Origin of the sequence: Streptomyces sp. SID14478 (genome assembly GCF_010548525.1) — a bacterium.
Lineage (GTDB): Bacteria > Actinomycetota > Actinomycetes > Streptomycetales > Streptomycetaceae > Streptomyces.
Genome location: NZ_JAAGMG010000786.1, coordinates 1 through 15,139, shown reverse-complemented (window position 1 = coordinate 15,139; position 15,139 = coordinate 1). Strand labels below are relative to the sequence as shown.

Here is a 15,139-nt window from a genome sequence, read left to right as displayed (position 1 = left end):
GTGACCAGGCCCGGCAGGAGCGTCCACGGGCGTCCCGGTCGTCGATCGCCCGGCCCAGGTCCACGGCGACGCGGCACGCGTCCGCGGTGTTCGCGGCGCCGAACCCGCAGGCCGCGGTCAGCAGGCACAGCACGCGGGCGGCGGCGTCCAGTCCCGCCCCGCAGCCGCTGTGCGGGATCTCGGCCCGGGCGGTGCGGCAGGCGCGGGCGAGACGGTTGATGTCGGTGGCCGCGGCGGCGCACTCGCGGAAGGCCTCGTGCAGCAGGGCGCCGGTGTCGACGAAGGAGTGGAAGGAGCTCTGCCGGGCGGCGGCGCCCCGGCAGTCGGGCAGGCCGGGTTTGGGCGTCAGGACGATCTCCGCGGTGAGCGCGGACGTCGCCGCGCGCGCCAGCTCGTCCCCGCTCAGGGCGTCGAGCGGAGCCGGACGGAGAGCCGGGGCCGCGCGGCGGCGGGCCGGGGTGTACGGGGGACGGGGGACGCCGGCGAGCATGGCCTCTCACTTCTGACGACGGCAGGTGCGCGTGGCTGCCATCGTTCCCGGACGAAAACCGGGCAATCAGGACGAAGGTCCTTGAGGGGTGGGTCGCCACTCGAACATGAGGATCGTCGCGTCGTCGCGCAGCCGGTTGTCCTCCGCGTCGACGATGGAGTGGATGAGCAGACGCAGCGTCTCCGGCGCCAGTTCGCCCGCGGCCGTGGCCCGGATGATGTAGTCGGCGAACCGCTCCAGGCCGAGTTCGCTGCCGTCCAGGGTCCGCGCCTCCGTCACCCCGTCCGTGTACAGCAGGACCCGGTCGCCCGGCTCCAGGGCCAGCTCGTGCACCTGGCGGGGCTTCGTCGAGAAGACGGAGGGCAACCCCATCGGCGGATCGGGCTCGCGGTCCATGGCGCCGTCGACGAGGAGTTCCCTGCGGATGAGCAGGGGCGCGGGATGACCGCAGTTGATCCACCGCAGCAGGCCGGAGGCCAGGTCCAGCTGCGTGAGGACCCCGGTGCAGAACTGGTCGGGCAGCCATTCGGTCAGCGCCGAGTCGACGCACTCCACGAGGTCGGGCAGGTCGGCGCCGGTGCGCCGCATGTTGCGGCAGGCCGCGAGCGACACCGACGTGGTCAGGCCCGAGGCCAGGTTGTGCCCCATGGCGTCGAGGATCGAGGCGTGGAGGGTGTCCTCGGTCAGCGCGTGGTCGAAGGCGTCGCCGCCGATCCTGTAGGCCGGCTCCAGGACGCCTGTCGAGACCGCGTGCGTGGTGCCGATCGTGCGCGGCGGCAGATACGCGCGCAGCAGCTCGGCGGGCAGTTGCATCTTCTCCGTGCGGGTGCGGCGCACGAAGGAGTCCTTGTAGGCCCGCTTCGAGGTGATCATCATCGCGCACAAGGAGGCCAGTGTCCGGCCGCGTCGCAGGGTGAGCGGATCGAGCACCTGGGAGCGCACGGCCAGTACGCCCAGGCGCTCGGCGCCGTCCACCAGCGGGAGCCAGGCCGTCATCGCGTCGTCCCCGGACTCGACCCGCAGGGACTGGGTGCGGTACGTCCAGCCCGCGAGCGAGTCGTCGACGAGCAGCGGCGATGCCGCCCCGGTCAGCGGCGTCAGCCGGCGTTGCTGCAGGTCCGCCAGGTAGACGACCGAGTTGCGCAGGCCCAGGGCCTGGGAACAGCGGGCCACAGCGGTGGCCAGATCCAGCGGCGCGTTCTCCGGGGCGGCCAGGAACTCCCCGAGTGCACCGTCCGCACCTTCAGGATCCGGCACCTCGTCATCACTCCCTGTCGGTCGCCGCGTCACGCAGGGTGGGCCCCAGCAGTCTCACACGCCCGCGTGCGGCCCGCCCGGCGGCCGTGGCCCGGGCCACACTCCGGCCGCCCGGACCGTGAGCCCACCCATATGAGCCACACCACTTGCTATCGGCGGTAGTAGTCCCGCCGAGTCGCGCGGTCCGGCGTGTGCCCCGCCCGGAACGCTCCGAGAGGGCCTTGATGTCCGACTTCCTCGCTCTCGGGTAGTACGTCACACCTTTGCGTCCGACCGCTTCGCGCCGCTACCTCTGATGACCGAGCCGCGGGCCGGCCGGGTTCCCCCCGACACCGGCTCGCCTCGCTCACGTCATGCCGTATTTCATTGGAGAGTCAGCCACCATGGCCATCGCCACCCAGCCCCGCACCGCCCGCACTGCCCGCTTCCGTCGGATCTCCGCCCTGGGCATCGCCACGACGGGCGCCGCCGCCATGGCCCTGACGCTGGTCCCCTCGTCGGCGCAGGCCGCTGAGCCCGCCGCCAAGAGCGCCGCGACCGCGCAGGCCGCCGCGTCGGTGAAGTCCGCCGCGGCCGGCAAGTCCTACGCGAACAACCTCGACGGCTGGATCCGCCAGTCGCTCGACATCATGAAGGCCAAGGGCATCCCCGGCTCGTACGACGGGCTGTACCGCAACATCATGCGCGAGTCCTCCGGCAACCCGAACGCCCAGAACAACACGGACATCAACGCGCAGAACGGCACCCCGTCCAAGGGCCTGCTCCAGGTGATCCAGCCGACGTTCGCCACGTACCACGTCGCGGGCACCTCGCAGAGCCTGACCGACCCGGTCGCCAACATCACCGCGGCCGCCAACTACGCCGCCGACCGCTACGGCTCCATCGACAACGTCGACTCCGCCTACTGAGCAGCCGGTCACCGAAGAAGGGCAGTACATGCCGCACGAGAGCGGGAACGAGCACCAGGCAGACCCGGCGGACGCGTCCGCGGTGCCCGCCTACGGGCCCGCGCGCGTACGCCGCTCCCGGCACCGCAGGCGCAAGAGCGCCCTGCGCTGGATCGCATGGGGCACCCTCGGCGTGGCCCTGGTCGGCGGCGGAGGCGTGGCCTACGCCTGGCAGCACCTGAACGGCAACATCAAGGGGACGGACGTCAACGCCGCACTCGGCGACGACCGCCCCGGCGAGCAGCACAACGGAGCGATGAACATCCTCCTGCTCGGCTCCGACTCGCGGGCCGGCACCCACGGCCAGTACGGCAGCGGCGTCGTCGGCGCCCGGGCCGACACGGCGATGGTCCTGCACGTCGACAAGACCCACAAGAAGGCGTCGGTCGTCAGCATCCCGCGCGACACGATGGTCAACCGCCCCAGCTGCGACAAGCCGCACGGCGGCACCGTCCCGGCGGCGAAGCAGGCCATGTTCAACTCGTCGTACGCGCTGGGCGGGCCCTCCTGCACCGTGAAGACGGTCGAGCAGATGTCGGGCGTCCGCATGGACCACTACCTCGAAGTCGACTTCAAGGGGTTCCAGAAGCTCATCGACGAACTCGGCGGCGTGGACATCACCACCCGCAAGGCGATCGACGACCACAACAGCGGACTCTCCCTCGACTCGGGCAAGCACCGGCTCGACGGCAAGGACGCGCTGGCGCTCGTCCGGACCCGGCACGGCGTCGGCGACGGCAGTGACCTGGGCCGCATCCAGCTCCAGCAGGCGTTCATCAAGGCCCTGATCCACCGCGCCGACACGGTCGACCCGCTGGGCAGCCCGGCCAAGTCCTACGCCCTCGCGGACACCGCGACCAAGAGCATCAGCGCGGACTCCGAACTGGCCTCCGCGAACAAGCTGGTCGGGCTGGGCAAGGAGCTCAAGGGCATCAGCCCCGACCGCACGACCATGGTGACGATGCCGGTCACCTACGACGCGCAGGACGCGGGCCGCGTCCTGCCCCTGCAGAAGGCGTCGCACCGCGTGTGGCAGGCACTGCGCGGCGACCAGCCCATCCCGGAGTCCGCGACCCACGACTCGGTGGGGGACCGGACCGACAGCCCCGTGGTGTCCGGGAGCTGACGGGACAGCGCGCGCGGGTGCACCCCCTCGGCGGCGTATTAATCTCGAAGGGTGAGGCACAGCACGGGGAACGGGTCCGGTGGCTACTGCGCGCTGGTGGTGGCCGCCTCGGCCGGGGGTGTCCAGGGACTGCGCACGCTGCTCGGCGGCCTGGACCCGGAGCTGCCGGTGACCGTGCTGGTGGCGCAGCACCTGCGCCGCGGCCGGGAGACCCAGATCGTCCCCGTGCTGTCCCGGGCGACCTCCCTCGAGGTGAAGCTGGCCCAGGACGGGGAACGCCCGCGCCCCGGAGTGGTCCACATCGCCCCGCCCGATCGGCACCTGTGCGTGCGGGCGGCGGGAAGGCAGCTGGCCCTGACCGCGGAACAGCGGGTGCACCGGGTCCGTCCGGCCGCCGACCCGCTGTTCGAGTCGGCGGCGGAGGCGTTCGGCCCGGACACCATCGCCTGTGTGCTGACCGGAGCCGACGGCGACGGCGCGCAGGGCGTGACCGCTGTGAAGCGCCACGGCGGCGTCGTCCTCGTACAGGATCCGGACACCGCGAGGTTCCGGGGCATGCCACAGGCGGCGATCGATACGGGGCTGGTCGATTCCGTGCTGCCGCTGGAGCACATCGCACCGGCGATCGAGCGGATCGTGGCCCGATACTGACGCCGCCGCCCTCGCCGCCGACGCCTGCGATCAGGCGGCGCCTGCTAAGGATGTGTTTGCCGCGGGCGAAGGGGGTCAACCGATCTACTCGGACATGCGAAAGGCCGCACGCCACGACGAAAGGGCAGAGCCAATGACCGAGGGCACCTCTCCTGCCACTACCACCGACTCCGGCGCCCCCGCGGAGAGCGACGAGCATTCGCTCACCGTCGGCGCGGGCGGACCCATCCTGCTCCAGGACTCGTACCTGATCGAGCAGATGGCGCAGTTCAACCGGGAACGCATCCCCGAGCGCCAGCCGCACGCGAAGGGCAGCGGCGCCTTCGGCCACTTCGAGGTGACCGGGGACGTCAGCGCCTACACCAAGGCCGCCGTCTTCCAGCCGGGCACCCGTACGGAGCTCGTCACACGGTTCTCGACCGTGGCCGGGGAGCGCGGCAGCCCGGACACCTGGCGCGACCCGCGCGGCTTCGCGGTGAAGTTCTACACCAGCGAAGGCAACTACGACATGGTCGGCAACAACACCCCGGTGTTCTTCGTCAAGGACCCGATGAAGTTCCAGCACTTCATCCGCTCCCAGAAGCGCCGCGCCGACAACAACCTGCGCGACCACGACATGCAGTGGGACTTCTGGACGCTCTCGCCGGAGTCCGCCCACCAGGTGACCTGGCTGATGGGGGACCGCGGCATCCCGCGGACCTGGCGCCACATGAACGGCTACACGTCCCACACCTACATGTGGATCAACGCCCAGGGCGAGCGCTTCTGGGTGAAGTACCACTTCAAGACCGACCAGGGCATCGAGTTCTTCACCCAGGACGAGGGTGACCAGATGTGCGCGGCCGACACGGACTACCACACGCGTGACCTCTACGAGCACATCCGCGACGGCGAGTTCCCGAGCTGGACGCTGCACGTGCAGATCATGCCGTACGAGGACGCGGCGACCTACCGGTTCAACCCGTTCGACCTCACCAAGGTCTGGCCGCACGCCGACTACCCGCTGACCGAGGTCGGCCGGATGACCCTGGACCGCAACCCCACCGACAACCACGCCGAGATCGAGCAGGCCGCGTTCCAGCCGAACAACTTCGTCCCCGGCATCGGTCCGAGCCCCGACCGGATGCTGCTCGGCCGGCTCTTCTCGTACGCCGACGCGCACCGCTACCGCATCGGCGCCAACTACCAGCAGCTCCCGGTCAACGCGCCGGTCGCGCCCGTCCACACGTACTCCAAGGACGGCGCGATGGCCTACCGCAAGACCACGGACCCGGTCTACGCGCCGAACTCCAAGGGCGGCCCCGCGGCCGACTCCGAGCGGTACGGGAACCCGCCCAGCTGGTACGCGGACGGCGACATCACCCGCGCCGCCTACGTCGACCACGCCGAGGACGACGACTGGGGCCAGGCCGGGACCATGGTCCGTGAGGTCCTCGACGACGCGGCGCGCGACCGCCTCGTGGACAACGTCGTCGGTCACCTCCTCAACGACGTGAGCGAGCCCGTCCTCGTCCGTGCCTTCGCCTACTGGTCGAACATCGACAAGTCGATCGGCGAGCGCATCGAGCAGGGGGTGCGCGCCAAGGCGGCCGAGAAGGACCCGAAGGCGGACGAGCAGTCCAACCCGGCCCGCACGAGCATGCAGGACAAGGCCTGACCGAACGGGCCACCGCCGCGCTCCGCCACCACGGGGCGCGGCGGCGGCATGTCCGTCCCGAAAGGAGCCCGGCATGACGACGGCGCCTTCGGCCGGCGAGGACCCCGCGGGACAGGACGACGGGTACACGCCCGACCCGCGGCGGTGGCGGGCCCTGTGGGTCACCCTGGTGGCCGGGTTCATGAGCCTGCTCGACGTGACGATCGTGGCGGTGGCACTGCCCACGATCCAGCGTGACCTCGACGCCTCACCGGCGCAGGTGCAATGGGTGGTCTCCGGCTACGCCCTCGCCTTCGCTCTCGCGCTGGTCACCGCCGGCCGGCTCGGCGACGCCCTGGACCGGCGCCGCATCTTCCTCCTGGCGCTGGGCGGCTTCGTGCTCTGCAGCGCCGCCTGCGGGGCCGCCCCGAACGTCACGCTGCTGGTGGTGGCGCGGCTCGCCCAGGGACTCGCCGCCGGATTCATGGCCCCGCAGAACTCGGCGCTCATCCAGCAGCTGTTCCGCGGCGCCGAACGCGGCCGTGCCTTCGGCCTGTTCGGTGCGACCGTCGGCGTCTCCTCGGCCGTCGGCCCGCTCACCGGCGGCGCGATCCTCGGCCTGGCCTCCGGCCCGGACGGCTGGCGCTGGCTCTTCTACGTGAACGTGCCCATCGGCGTCGTGGCCGTCCTGCTCGGCCGTCGCCTGCTGCCTCGCGTCCGGCGCACCGGCCGCGGCCACGTCGACGTCCTCGGAGTCGTGCTCCTGGGCCTCGGCGTCCTCGTGCTGATGTACCCCTTGGTGCAGGCGGACTCGGGGGGCCTCAGCCGGTGGTGGTGGATGTTCCCGACCGGGGCCGTGGTGCTCGTCGCCTTCGCGCTGTGGCAGCGTCGGCTGGTGGCCCGCGGCGTTCAACCGCTGCTCGATCCGCGGCTGTTCACCACCGTGCGCGGCTACGCGGTCGGCGCCGGCGTGGGCACCCTCTACTTCATCGGCTTCAGCGGCGTGTGGCTGGTGTTCGCCCTGTTCTACCAGCACGGCCTCGGTTACTCGCCGCTGCGCTCGGGTCTCGCCGTGACCCCCTTCGCCCTGGGCTCCGCGAGCGCCGCGGTGATCGCGGGCCGGCTCGTGGACCGGTTCGGCCGGCTGCTCACCGTGTGCGGCCTGACCGGCGTGATCGTCGGCCTCGGCGGCACCGCCCTGCTGCTGCGCTTCGCCCCGCTGGACATCGCGCCCTGGGTGGCCGCGCCGGTTCTCTTCGTCGGTGGGGTGGGCAGCGGGTTCGTGGTCTCGCCGAACATCACCATGACGCTGCGCGACGTGCCCGTGCGGATGGCGGGCGCGGCGGGCGGCGCGCTGCAGACGGGCCAGCGGCTCGGTGCGGCGGTGGGGACGGCGGCCCTGCCCGGCCTGTTCTACGTGGTGCTCGGCGGGGGCACGGACTATCGCGGCGCTCTGGTCGTCGCGCTGGGGACCGCACTGATCGGCATGGCGGCGTCGCTGGCGCTCGCCACCTTCGACTGGCGCCGTGACCGGCTCGCCCGCCGGGCCCACCGCCCGTGCCCGCAGGAACTGGAGAACGACCCGATGCACTCCCGGCAGGGCTGACCCACCAGGCCCTGGACGGCGAACCGGTCCGGGTCGGCGCGCTTCCCGGGCCTGGGCGGGCGGGGAGACGAGCAGTTCACCGGGGATCCGCGCCCATGATCAGACGCTTGACGACGTCCGAGCCCTGGGCGGCCTTCCCGCCCCGACGCGTATCCGCTCGCGCAGCCCCGCTCCCATCAGCGCGTGGTGTACGGTGACCAGCCCCTCGGCCAGCGGCAGGCTGAGGGGGTCGGCGAAGTCCAGCGGAGCCGCTCCGGTACCGGCCCATGCGCCTCTCTGCCGTCCGTCGTCGGCACGCACGCGCGCACATGCCGACGACGGGCGCGCCTCACACGCCGCTGTGAGTCCTGCGCACACACTCCGCGACCACGTCCCGCAGGCTGCCGGTGCGCCGGAAGGCCTCGCGCTGCAGGCGCGTGCCGTTGCCGTCGCGCAGCAAGCGGGAGGCCAGCGCGGAGGCCTCCTCGAAGTCGCCGGCGTCCTCCAGCGCGGGCCGCACATGTGCCAGCAGCGAGTCCACGGCGGACCGGGCCGGTACGGGGCGCATCAGCTCGGGGCTGACCAGCTGGTCGTCGAGGCCCGAGCGGCTCGCGCGCCAGGTGGCGAGGCGCAGCAGTGCCACGGGGTGCTCGGCCGGGGGCTCGCCGGCCCGCCAGGCGCGCGCCGCCGTCTCGACCAGGCCGCGTACCAGCATGGCCAGCAGGACGGTGGTGGACGGCTCGAGGCACACGTCGGCGACGCGGACCTCGACGGTCGGGTGGGCGGCCGACAGGCGGGCGTCGAAGTAGACCATCCCCTTGTCCCGCAGGACGCCCGTTTCGACCATGCCCTCCACCTGCCGGTGGTAGGCGGCGGCGTCGTCGAAGAGTTCCACCGGCCCCGCCGACGGCCACCGCCCCCACACCCGGTTGCGATAGCTGCTGTACCCGGAGTCCTTGCCCTGCCAGAACGGCGAGTTGGCGCTCAGCGCCACGAGCACGGGCAACCAGGGGCGGATCCGGTTGAGTACGCCGACGCCCTCCTCGTCCGACTCGACGAACACGTGGACGTGGCAGCCGCAGGTGAGCTGCTCCTGCGTGGTGAGGCCGAATTCCTCCGCCAGCCACTGATGGCGCGTTCCCGAACCGACGGTGGGGTTCACCGGCAGCGGGGACGTGGCGAGCGCGGCGGCCGCGCCGCCCAGCCGCTCCGCGTGGTCGGCGGCGGTCCTGCGCCACGAGGCGATGTCCTGTGCCAGATCCACCATCTTCTCGTGCGGACGAGTGGCGAACTCCAGCTGTTCGCGGTGCAGTTCTGCCTCGAAGACGTCGTCCTCGTCCGCGCCCCGGGCGGCGACGGCCATGACCGCGTGCGACATGGCGCGTGGCTCGCCGCTCTCACGGTCGACGAGCAGCAGTTCCTCTTCCACCCCGACACTGCGCATGCGTCACGTTCCTCCGAGATACCCAGTGCGCAGTCGGCCTGGTGCCGACGCGCGAACAGTTTTCACAGTCCAGCACCTGTGAGCGGTGGCCGGCGACTCGCCGGGCCGGTCAGTCGGACAAGCGGGAATCGTCCTCGGGACGTGCGCCGGGCCGCTGGTTGCGGGCGGCGGCGAGCCGGGCACGGAGCACGTCGTACCGGGCGACGTCCGTCAGTACAGCCGGGTCCGTCAGCCGCATGGCTGCTCCTTCTCGCATGTCGTCACGGGGGCGATGTCCCGACCGCGTGCCCACACCGTGCGGGCCTACACAACCCCTCGCGGTGGATCGGGACCAATGGTGGCGCTGCGGGTGACCTTGGTCCTGTATCCGCGGGGTAGCGCACGGGGCAGACCAGCAGAGCCCACAACCAAGGACCAGCCGCAGGGGGAGAGGTGCCGGACATCAGCACGAACGACGAGCAGGGATGGCTCCGCGTCACGCAGACGTGCAGGAGCGGCGTCACCGTCATCACGGTGCGCGGGGAGATCGACCACGACACGGCCGGCCCGCTGCGGCTGGCGTTGTCCGCGGCGGGCGACGAAGCCGTGCCGCGCGTCGTGGTGGATCTCAGCGGGGTGACCTTCATGGACTCGAGCGGGCTCAACACCTTCCTCACCGCATACGCGCGATTCAGTGAGGCCGGTGGCTGGCTGCGCCTGGCGGGTCCGCAGGGAAGTCCGCTGCGCACTCTTCGCCTCCTCGGGATGGCGACCGTCCTGCGCTGCAGCGCCACGGTCGACGAGGCGCTGGCCGAGTGACGCCCAGGACTGCCGATCCGAGGACTTTGGTCCCGCATCGGCGCAGGTGGGACGGGCAGAAAGGTCCCGGCAAGCCATCACCTACGGGCTGGGAGATCGGAGCCATGCTCACTGAGGCGACGCGGATGAGGGAACAGGGTCGCGCGCAGGTCGCGGGGCGCACGGGCCGGCTGGGTGCGCAGCCGCGTCGGTCGTCGGGTGCGCCGAGAGACGTGCGGCAGATGTCGAAGAGCCTGTTCGACCGCCTCGACCGGCTGGAGGAGGGCACGCGCGAGTTCCAGTACGTGCGCGCCGGCCTGATCGAGATGAACCTGTCGCTGGTGCACTACGCGGCCTCGCGGTTCCGGCATCGGGACCCGCAGGAAATGGAGGACATCGTCCAGGTCGGCACGATCGGGCTGATCAAGGCGATCGACCGGTTCGACCTCAGCCGTGAGGTCGAGTTCACGTCTTTCGCCATTCCGTGGATCACGGGGGAGATCAAGCGGTTCTTCCGTGACACGACCTGGGCCGTGCACGTACCCCGGCGGCTGCAGCAGGCCCGTCTGGAACTGTCGAAGGCGACCGAGGACCTCCGTACCCGGCTGGGCCGCTCGCCCTCGACGCGCGAGCTGGCCGAGCTCATGCAGTTGGAGCCCGCGGAGGTCGTGCAGGCACAGCGGGCCTCCAACGGCTACAACGCGGTCTCGCTCGACCACGCGGTGATGAACGGCGACGAGGAGAGCGGCACGCCGCTCGCCCAGTTCATCGGCTTCGACGACCCCCGGTTCGACCTGATCGAGCACTTCGAGTCCCTCGCGCCGCTGATAGCCGGACTGGAGGAACGCGAACGCCTCGTCCTGCACCTGCGGTTCGTCGAGGAACGCACCCAGCAGGAGATCGGCGACGTGTTGGGCTGCTCGCAGGTGCACGTATCGCGGCTGGTCAGCCGGATCCTCGACAAGCTCCGCAAGGGCGTGATGCCCACCAAGTGATCCCTTTCCCCGCACGGACGGTGTGCGAGATGCCCCCGTGGGGAACCCACGAACCGTCCCCATCCCCGCGAACAGCACCACAAGCGACAAAAGAGGAACCATCATGACCACAGTCCCCGCCCTCACCCTGAACAACGCCGTGCAGATCCCCCAGCTCGGCTTCGGCACCTTCCAGATCCCTGCGGAGGAGACCCGGCAGGTGACGCTGACCGCGCTGGAGGCCGGCTACCGGCACATCGACACGGCGCAGATGTACGGGAACGAGAAGGAGGTCGGTCAGGCCGTCAGGGACTCGGGTCTCGACCGGTCCGACATCTTCGTGACCAGCAAGCTCAACAACGGCGCCCATGCCCACGACGACGCGCTCAAGGCGTTCGACGGCACGATGGACGCACTCGGCCTGGACCACCTGGACCTCTTCCTGATCCACTGGCCGCTGCCGGGCAAGGGCGACTTCGTGGAGACCTGGAAGGCGCTGGAGGAGATCTACCGGTCCGGCCGGGCCAAGGCCATCGGCGTCTCCAACTTCCAGCCGCACCACCTGCGCCGGCTGCTGGAGAACAGCGAGGTGGTGCCCGCGGTCAACCAGATCGAGGTGCACCCCTACCTCACGCAGGACACGGCGAGGGCCTTCGGCGCCGAGCACGACATCGCCACCGAGGCATGGTCCCCCATCGCGCAGGGCAAGGTGCTGGACGACCCGACGATCCACCGCATCGCGACGCGCGTCGGCAAGACCCCGGCACAGGTGACACTGCGCTGGCACATCCAGCGCGGCGACATCGTGTTCCCGAAGTCGAAGACCCCGCAGCGCATCGAGGAGAACCTCGATCTCTTCGACTTCGAACTCAGCACCGGTGACATCGGCGAGATCAGCGCGCTGAACCGCGACGAGCGGACCGGGCCCGACCCGGACACCTTCAACGGCTGACGGCGCGGACCCGGAACCGGTGTCCGACGGCTGCGAAGGTCACAGGCGCACGCCTCTCTTGGCGAGGTAGCGCACCGGATCCACGTCGGCGCCGTACGGACGCCGGTTCCGGATCTCCAGATGCAGGTGCGGCCCCGTCGCGCGGCCCGTGGACCCGCTGTCGCCCAGGCGCATGCCCGTCGAGATGCGGGCGCCCTTGCGCGTGCGGATCCGCTGGAGGTGGCCGTACACGGCATAGCAGCCGTCGGGCATCCGGATCGTCACGGCGTTGCCGTAGTCGCCGGAGCGCTGTGCGAGCACCACCACGCCCGCACGCACCGCGTAGACCGGTGTGCCGCGCGGGACGGCCAGGTCGATGCCGGTGTGGTACCCGGCGAGCCAGTCCCCGCGCACCCGGTACCGCGCCGTCACCCGGTAGCCGCGGCGCAGCGGCAGGGCGCACAGGGACGGTGCGGCCCGTTCGAGGCCGGCCGGCTCCTCGGGGATCTCGGCGTCCGCCGCCTCGAGCGCCTGCTCGAACTCGGCGTCGTAGCGGATGCCGCAGGCCGGGTGCGCCTCCTGGGCGACCTCCTCGTCCTGCGCACCGGACCCTCGCGGCGGACCGGCCCCCAGCGTCACCGCGCTCCCGAACAGCGCGGTCGTGACACCCAGCGCCGCGCGCCGTGTCATACCCGAATGTTGCAGATGCAGGTCACGTATCGGATCCACCATGGGCGCTACGACACCAGCGCCGACGCGGTCACGCACCCGCAGGGGACCCGTCCGGGGGGCCCTCCTGCGGTTCGCCACCCGTTTGTACGGCCACCCGAGGGCGCGGGTACCGCAGCCCCTCGCCCTCGCTACAGATGGCATCCTCATATTCCTTGACACGAATATTCGTTGGGGGGAATACTCGTCTCATGGACGCACTCCTCACCGCGCTGGCCGACCCGGCCCGCTGGCGGCTCGTGAATCTGCTGTCCGAGCGGCCCCGCTCGGTCGGTGTGCTGGCCCAGCTCGCCGAGGCCCGCCAGCCTCAGACGACCAAGCACCTGCAGACCCTGGAGCGCGCCGGCGCCGTGACGTCCCGGCGTACGGGCCAGCGTCGCGTCTATGCGCTGCGGCCGGGCCCCCTGCGGGAGCTGGCGGAAGCGCTCGGCCGGCTCGCCGACTCGGCGGAGCAGGCCGACGGCGCGTCGGCGACGTTCGAGCACTACGGACGGAGCGTCGAGACGGAGCGGCTCGCCGCTCAGGAGCAGGGATGGGCCGACGGCCGCTCGTTCCATTTCCGGCGCGTGCTCGCTGGAGGCCCGGAGGCGCTCTGGGCCCATCTGACGCAGGCTTCCCTGCTCGCCCAGTGGTGGACGCCGGACGACCTGCGCCTCTCCGAGCTCGTCTTCGAGGCGCGGCCGGGAGGGCGGATCGTCCAGGAGTACCGCGACGCGGACGACCGTGACGGCTCCGACCGGGTCGTCGGCCGTGCGGAGGGCACTGTCGAGGAGGCGCTGCCGGGCGAGCGTCTCGGGTATCGGCTCTCACCGCAGCTTCCCGACGGTGGCCCCGCGTTCACCTCTCATGTCGCCTTCGAGTTCCGGCCCGCCGACACCGGCACGGAACTCGACGTCCACTACCGGATCAGCGACAGCACCATCGACTCGGCGGACTTCATCGCCGGCATCGAGATCGGCTTCGGCCGGAGTCTCGACAAACTCGTGGCGGCCCTCGCCGCGGACCCGCACCACACCGACATCGACACAAGGAGTGCGACATGAGCGAGCAGAGCGGCGGCCGCAGGGTCGTCACGAACATGAGCCTGTCCCTCGACGGCCGCTACGCAGGCCCGGACCCGCTGGACATGGGCTGGGTGATGCCGTACGCCGTCACCGACGTCGCCCGGGATCATCTGGCCGGCCTGTGGCAGTCGGCGACGACCGCCCTGCTCGGCCGGGTCAACGCAGAGGGCTTCCTGGGCTTTTGGCCCAGCGTCATCGGCATGGAAGGAGCCGACCCGCGTGACGAGGGGTTCGCCAAGTGGCTCGTGGACAGCGAGAAGGTCGTCCTGTCCTCCACCCTCGACAAGGCGCCGTGGGAGCGCACGACCCTCGTCGACAAGCCGACGGTCGAAGCGGTGGCCGACCTCAAGTCCGCCGAGGGCGGCGACATCCTCGTCCTGTCCAGCGCGAGTGTCATCAAGGCGCTCCTTGCGGCCGACCAGGTCGACCGCCTCGCGCTCAACGTCTTCCCGGTCTTCCTCGGCGGCGGCCCGCGTCTCTTCGACGACGGCCTGCCGGCCGGGCAGTGGATGCTCGTCAGCGAGACCGCGGGCGAACACGGCACGCTGGCCCTCGTCTACGACCGGGTCCGCTGACCGGCGAGTTCGCGTACGGAGTGCGCCCGGGTGCCGCACGGCGGAGCTGCGACGACTTGCGTTTACGACAGATCGTCGTAATCTTTACGACAGGTCGTCGCATAAAGAGAGGCACCCTCATGGACACGCAAACGCTCAGTGACCGATCCGAGCTGGTCGAGCTGCACGGTCGGTACGCCGACATCGCGGACCTCAAGGAGTTCACCGAGCTGCCCGGCCTCGTCTTCACCGACCCGGTGACGCTCGACTTCGGGTCGGTCGCCGACATCCCGCCGATGACCGTGCCGCTCAGCGATTACGTGGAGACCCTCCGCGCCGCCTTCGCGCCGTACGTGGCGACTCACCACACCATCACCGGCCATGTCATCGAGGTCGAGGGCGACAGGGCGACGATCCATGCGCACGTCCGTGCCGAACACTGGTGCCCCGAGGAGCTCGCCGCCGGCGGACCCGATCGCTGGCTGGTGGTCGGCTTCTACGACAACGAGGCGGTCCGCACGCCGGACGGCTGGCGCCTCGACCGTGTCAAGCTCACGGCGACGCATCAGGAGAACGCGCATCTTTCGAGCGCCGGCTTGGCTTCCCGCTAGGCACGTTCCGCAGTTCGACGGTTCGACGGTTCGACGGCTCGAGGGATCGACGGCTCGACGGTTCGGCGGGTCCGGTGAGTTCCAGGGCCAGTGATTTCCGGCAAGTGAGGGGAGGGGTGGATGCCGCGGATCCGGGGCGCCAGCATCGAGGAGCACCACGAGATGGTGTGGGCCGACCTCGCCGAGGCGATGCGCCAGCTGCTGCGTGAGCGCGACTACGACTCGATCAACATGGGCCACATCGCGACCCGGGCCGGACTCGCGCGCAACACGCTGTACAACTACGCGCGGGACAAGGGCACGTTGGTGCTGGCGCTGACGCAGCGCGCCGGGCGGCCCGCGGTCGCGCGCGTGGCCGCGATC

At 71.1% G+C, this 15,139-nt stretch carries 17 protein-coding genes and 1 pseudogene; 12 read left to right on the top strand and 6 right to left on the bottom strand.

From position 1 onward, the window contains the following. Positions 1-490: triphosphoribosyl-dephospho-CoA synthase (locus G3I40_RS26050; protein ID WP_203644804.1), on the bottom strand; the 490-nt coding region annotated here is incomplete at its 3' end. Between the two features lie 66 nt (positions 491-556). Beyond that, the gene (locus G3I40_RS26045; RefSeq protein WP_164304565.1) at positions 557-1,747 is read right to left on the bottom strand and encodes a PP2C family protein-serine/threonine phosphatase; all 1,191 of its coding nucleotides are present in this window, start codon (positions 1,745-1,747) and stop codon (positions 557-559) included. Between the two features lie 383 nt (positions 1,748-2,130). Here G3I40_RS26045 and G3I40_RS26040 point away from each other — a divergent pair, with 383 nt between their 5' ends. From G3I40_RS26040 to G3I40_RS26020, 5 genes are all read left to right on the top strand, one after another. Next, positions 2,131-2,655, top strand: coding sequence for a transglycosylase SLT domain-containing protein (locus G3I40_RS26040; RefSeq protein WP_164304564.1), 525 nt, complete (start codon positions 2,131-2,133; stop codon positions 2,653-2,655). A 28-nt stretch (positions 2,656-2,683) separates the two neighbouring features. After that, on the top strand, positions 2,684-3,820 hold the full coding sequence (locus tag G3I40_RS26035) for an LCP family protein (RefSeq protein ID WP_164304562.1): 1,137 nt from the start codon (positions 2,684-2,686) through the stop codon (positions 3,818-3,820). Positions 3,821-3,871: 51 nt separating this feature from the next. After that, a complete protein-coding gene (locus G3I40_RS26030; protein ID WP_343245023.1) occupies positions 3,872-4,471 on the top strand; it encodes a chemotaxis protein CheB in 600 nt (199 codons plus the stop codon). Between the two features lie 133 nt (positions 4,472-4,604). Then, positions 4,605-6,128, top strand: a complete 1,524-nt coding sequence (locus G3I40_RS26025) for a catalase (RefSeq protein ID WP_164304560.1) — start codon at positions 4,605-4,607, stop codon at positions 6,126-6,128. 73 nt (positions 6,129-6,201) lie between these two features. Next, on the top strand, positions 6,202-7,713 hold the full coding sequence (locus G3I40_RS26020; RefSeq protein ID WP_164304559.1) for an MFS transporter: 1,512 nt from the start codon (positions 6,202-6,204) through the stop codon (positions 7,711-7,713). Positions 7,714-7,798: 85 nt separating this feature from the next. On the opposite strand, the pseudogene G3I40_RS26015 reads toward G3I40_RS26020, so the two are convergent. From G3I40_RS26015 to G3I40_RS47970, 3 genes and pseudogenes are all read right to left on the bottom strand, one after another. Beyond that, positions 7,799-7,986 (bottom strand): annotated as a pseudogene (locus G3I40_RS26015) (glutamate synthase-related protein); the annotation flags it as partial. Positions 7,987-8,041: 55 nt separating this feature from the next. Beyond that, the gene (locus G3I40_RS26010) at positions 8,042-9,136 is read right to left on the bottom strand and encodes a glutamate--cysteine ligase (protein ID WP_164304558.1); all 1,095 of its coding nucleotides are present in this window, start codon (positions 9,134-9,136) and stop codon (positions 8,042-8,044) included. A gap of 109 nt (positions 9,137-9,245) precedes the next feature. Beyond that, positions 9,246-9,374, bottom strand: a complete 129-nt coding sequence (locus tag G3I40_RS47970; protein WP_275410222.1) for a hypothetical protein — start codon at positions 9,372-9,374, stop codon at positions 9,246-9,248. A 194-nt stretch (positions 9,375-9,568) separates the two neighbouring features. Here G3I40_RS47970 and G3I40_RS26005 point away from each other — a divergent pair, with 194 nt between their 5' ends. The 3 genes from G3I40_RS26005 to G3I40_RS25995 all read left to right on the top strand — a co-directional run bounded on the left by G3I40_RS26005 (position 9,569) and on the right by G3I40_RS25995 (position 11,839). After that, positions 9,569-9,934: an STAS domain-containing protein gene (locus G3I40_RS26005; protein WP_343245022.1), complete on the top strand. Its 366-nt coding sequence runs from the start codon at positions 9,569-9,571 to the stop codon at positions 9,932-9,934. 221 nt (positions 9,935-10,155) lie between these two features. Next, a complete protein-coding gene (locus G3I40_RS26000; RefSeq protein ID WP_239091943.1) occupies positions 10,156-10,908 on the top strand; it encodes a SigB/SigF/SigG family RNA polymerase sigma factor in 753 nt (250 codons plus the stop codon). Between the two features lie 103 nt (positions 10,909-11,011). Further along, entirely contained in the window at positions 11,012-11,839 is an 828-nt protein-coding gene (locus G3I40_RS25995) for an aldo/keto reductase (RefSeq protein WP_164304555.1), read from the top strand. A gap of 39 nt (positions 11,840-11,878) precedes the next feature. Here the strand turns inward: G3I40_RS25995 and G3I40_RS25990 are convergent, their stop codons facing one another. Next, positions 11,879-12,508 carry a peptidoglycan DD-metalloendopeptidase family protein gene (locus tag G3I40_RS25990; protein ID WP_164304554.1) on the bottom strand — a complete coding sequence of 210 codons (630 nt, stop codon included), beginning with the start codon at positions 12,506-12,508 and terminating at the stop codon, positions 11,879-11,881. Between the two features lie 230 nt (positions 12,509-12,738). Between G3I40_RS25990 and G3I40_RS25985 the strand changes: the two genes are divergently transcribed. The 4 genes from G3I40_RS25985 to G3I40_RS25970 all read left to right on the top strand — a co-directional run. After that, positions 12,739-13,590, top strand: a complete 852-nt coding sequence (locus tag G3I40_RS25985; RefSeq protein ID WP_164304553.1) for a metalloregulator ArsR/SmtB family transcription factor — start codon at positions 12,739-12,741, stop codon at positions 13,588-13,590. Beyond that, positions 13,587-14,186 (top strand): dihydrofolate reductase family protein, encoded by a 600-nt coding sequence (locus G3I40_RS25980; RefSeq protein WP_164304552.1) that lies wholly within the window; start codon positions 13,587-13,589, stop codon positions 14,184-14,186. Before G3I40_RS25985 ends, G3I40_RS25980 begins: the two co-directional genes overlap by 4 nt. A gap of 119 nt (positions 14,187-14,305) precedes the next feature. Beyond that, a complete protein-coding gene (locus tag G3I40_RS25975; protein WP_164304551.1) occupies positions 14,306-14,776 on the top strand; it encodes a nuclear transport factor 2 family protein in 471 nt (156 codons plus the stop codon). A gap of 120 nt (positions 14,777-14,896) precedes the next feature. Continuing rightward, a partial coding sequence (locus G3I40_RS25970) for a helix-turn-helix domain-containing protein (protein ID WP_164304549.1) occupies positions 14,897-15,139 on the top strand: 243 nt, incomplete at its 3' end.

Coding starts and splice junctions, on each gene's coding strand:
- G3I40_RS26040 (WP_164304564.1), top strand. CDS start 2,131: ATGGCCATCGCCACCCAGCCCCGCACCGCCCGCACTGCCCGCTTCCGT.
- G3I40_RS26035 (WP_164304562.1), top strand. CDS start 2,684: ATGCCGCACGAGAGCGGGAACGAGCACCAGGCAGACCCGGCGGACGCG.
- G3I40_RS26025 (WP_164304560.1), top strand. CDS start 4,605: ATGACCGAGGGCACCTCTCCTGCCACTACCACCGACTCCGGCGCCCCC.
- G3I40_RS26020 (WP_164304559.1), top strand. CDS start 6,202: ATGACGACGGCGCCTTCGGCCGGCGAGGACCCCGCGGGACAGGACGAC.
- G3I40_RS26010 (WP_164304558.1), bottom strand. CDS start 9,136: ATGCGCAGTGTCGGGGTGGAAGAGGAACTGCTGCTCGTCGACCGTGAG.
- G3I40_RS47970 (WP_275410222.1), bottom strand. CDS start 9,374: ATGCGGCTGACGGACCCGGCTGTACTGACGGACGTCGCCCGGTACGAC.
- G3I40_RS26000 (WP_239091943.1), top strand. CDS start 10,156: ATGTCGAAGAGCCTGTTCGACCGCCTCGACCGGCTGGAGGAGGGCACG.
- G3I40_RS25995 (WP_164304555.1), top strand. CDS start 11,012: ATGACCACAGTCCCCGCCCTCACCCTGAACAACGCCGTGCAGATCCCC.
- G3I40_RS25990 (WP_164304554.1), bottom strand. CDS start 12,508: ATGACACGGCGCGCGGCGCTGGGTGTCACGACCGCGCTGTTCGGGAGC.
- G3I40_RS25985 (WP_164304553.1), top strand. CDS start 12,739: ATGGACGCACTCCTCACCGCGCTGGCCGACCCGGCCCGCTGGCGGCTC.
- G3I40_RS25980 (WP_164304552.1), top strand. CDS start 13,587: ATGAGCGAGCAGAGCGGCGGCCGCAGGGTCGTCACGAACATGAGCCTG.
- G3I40_RS25975 (WP_164304551.1), top strand. CDS start 14,306: ATGGACACGCAAACGCTCAGTGACCGATCCGAGCTGGTCGAGCTGCAC.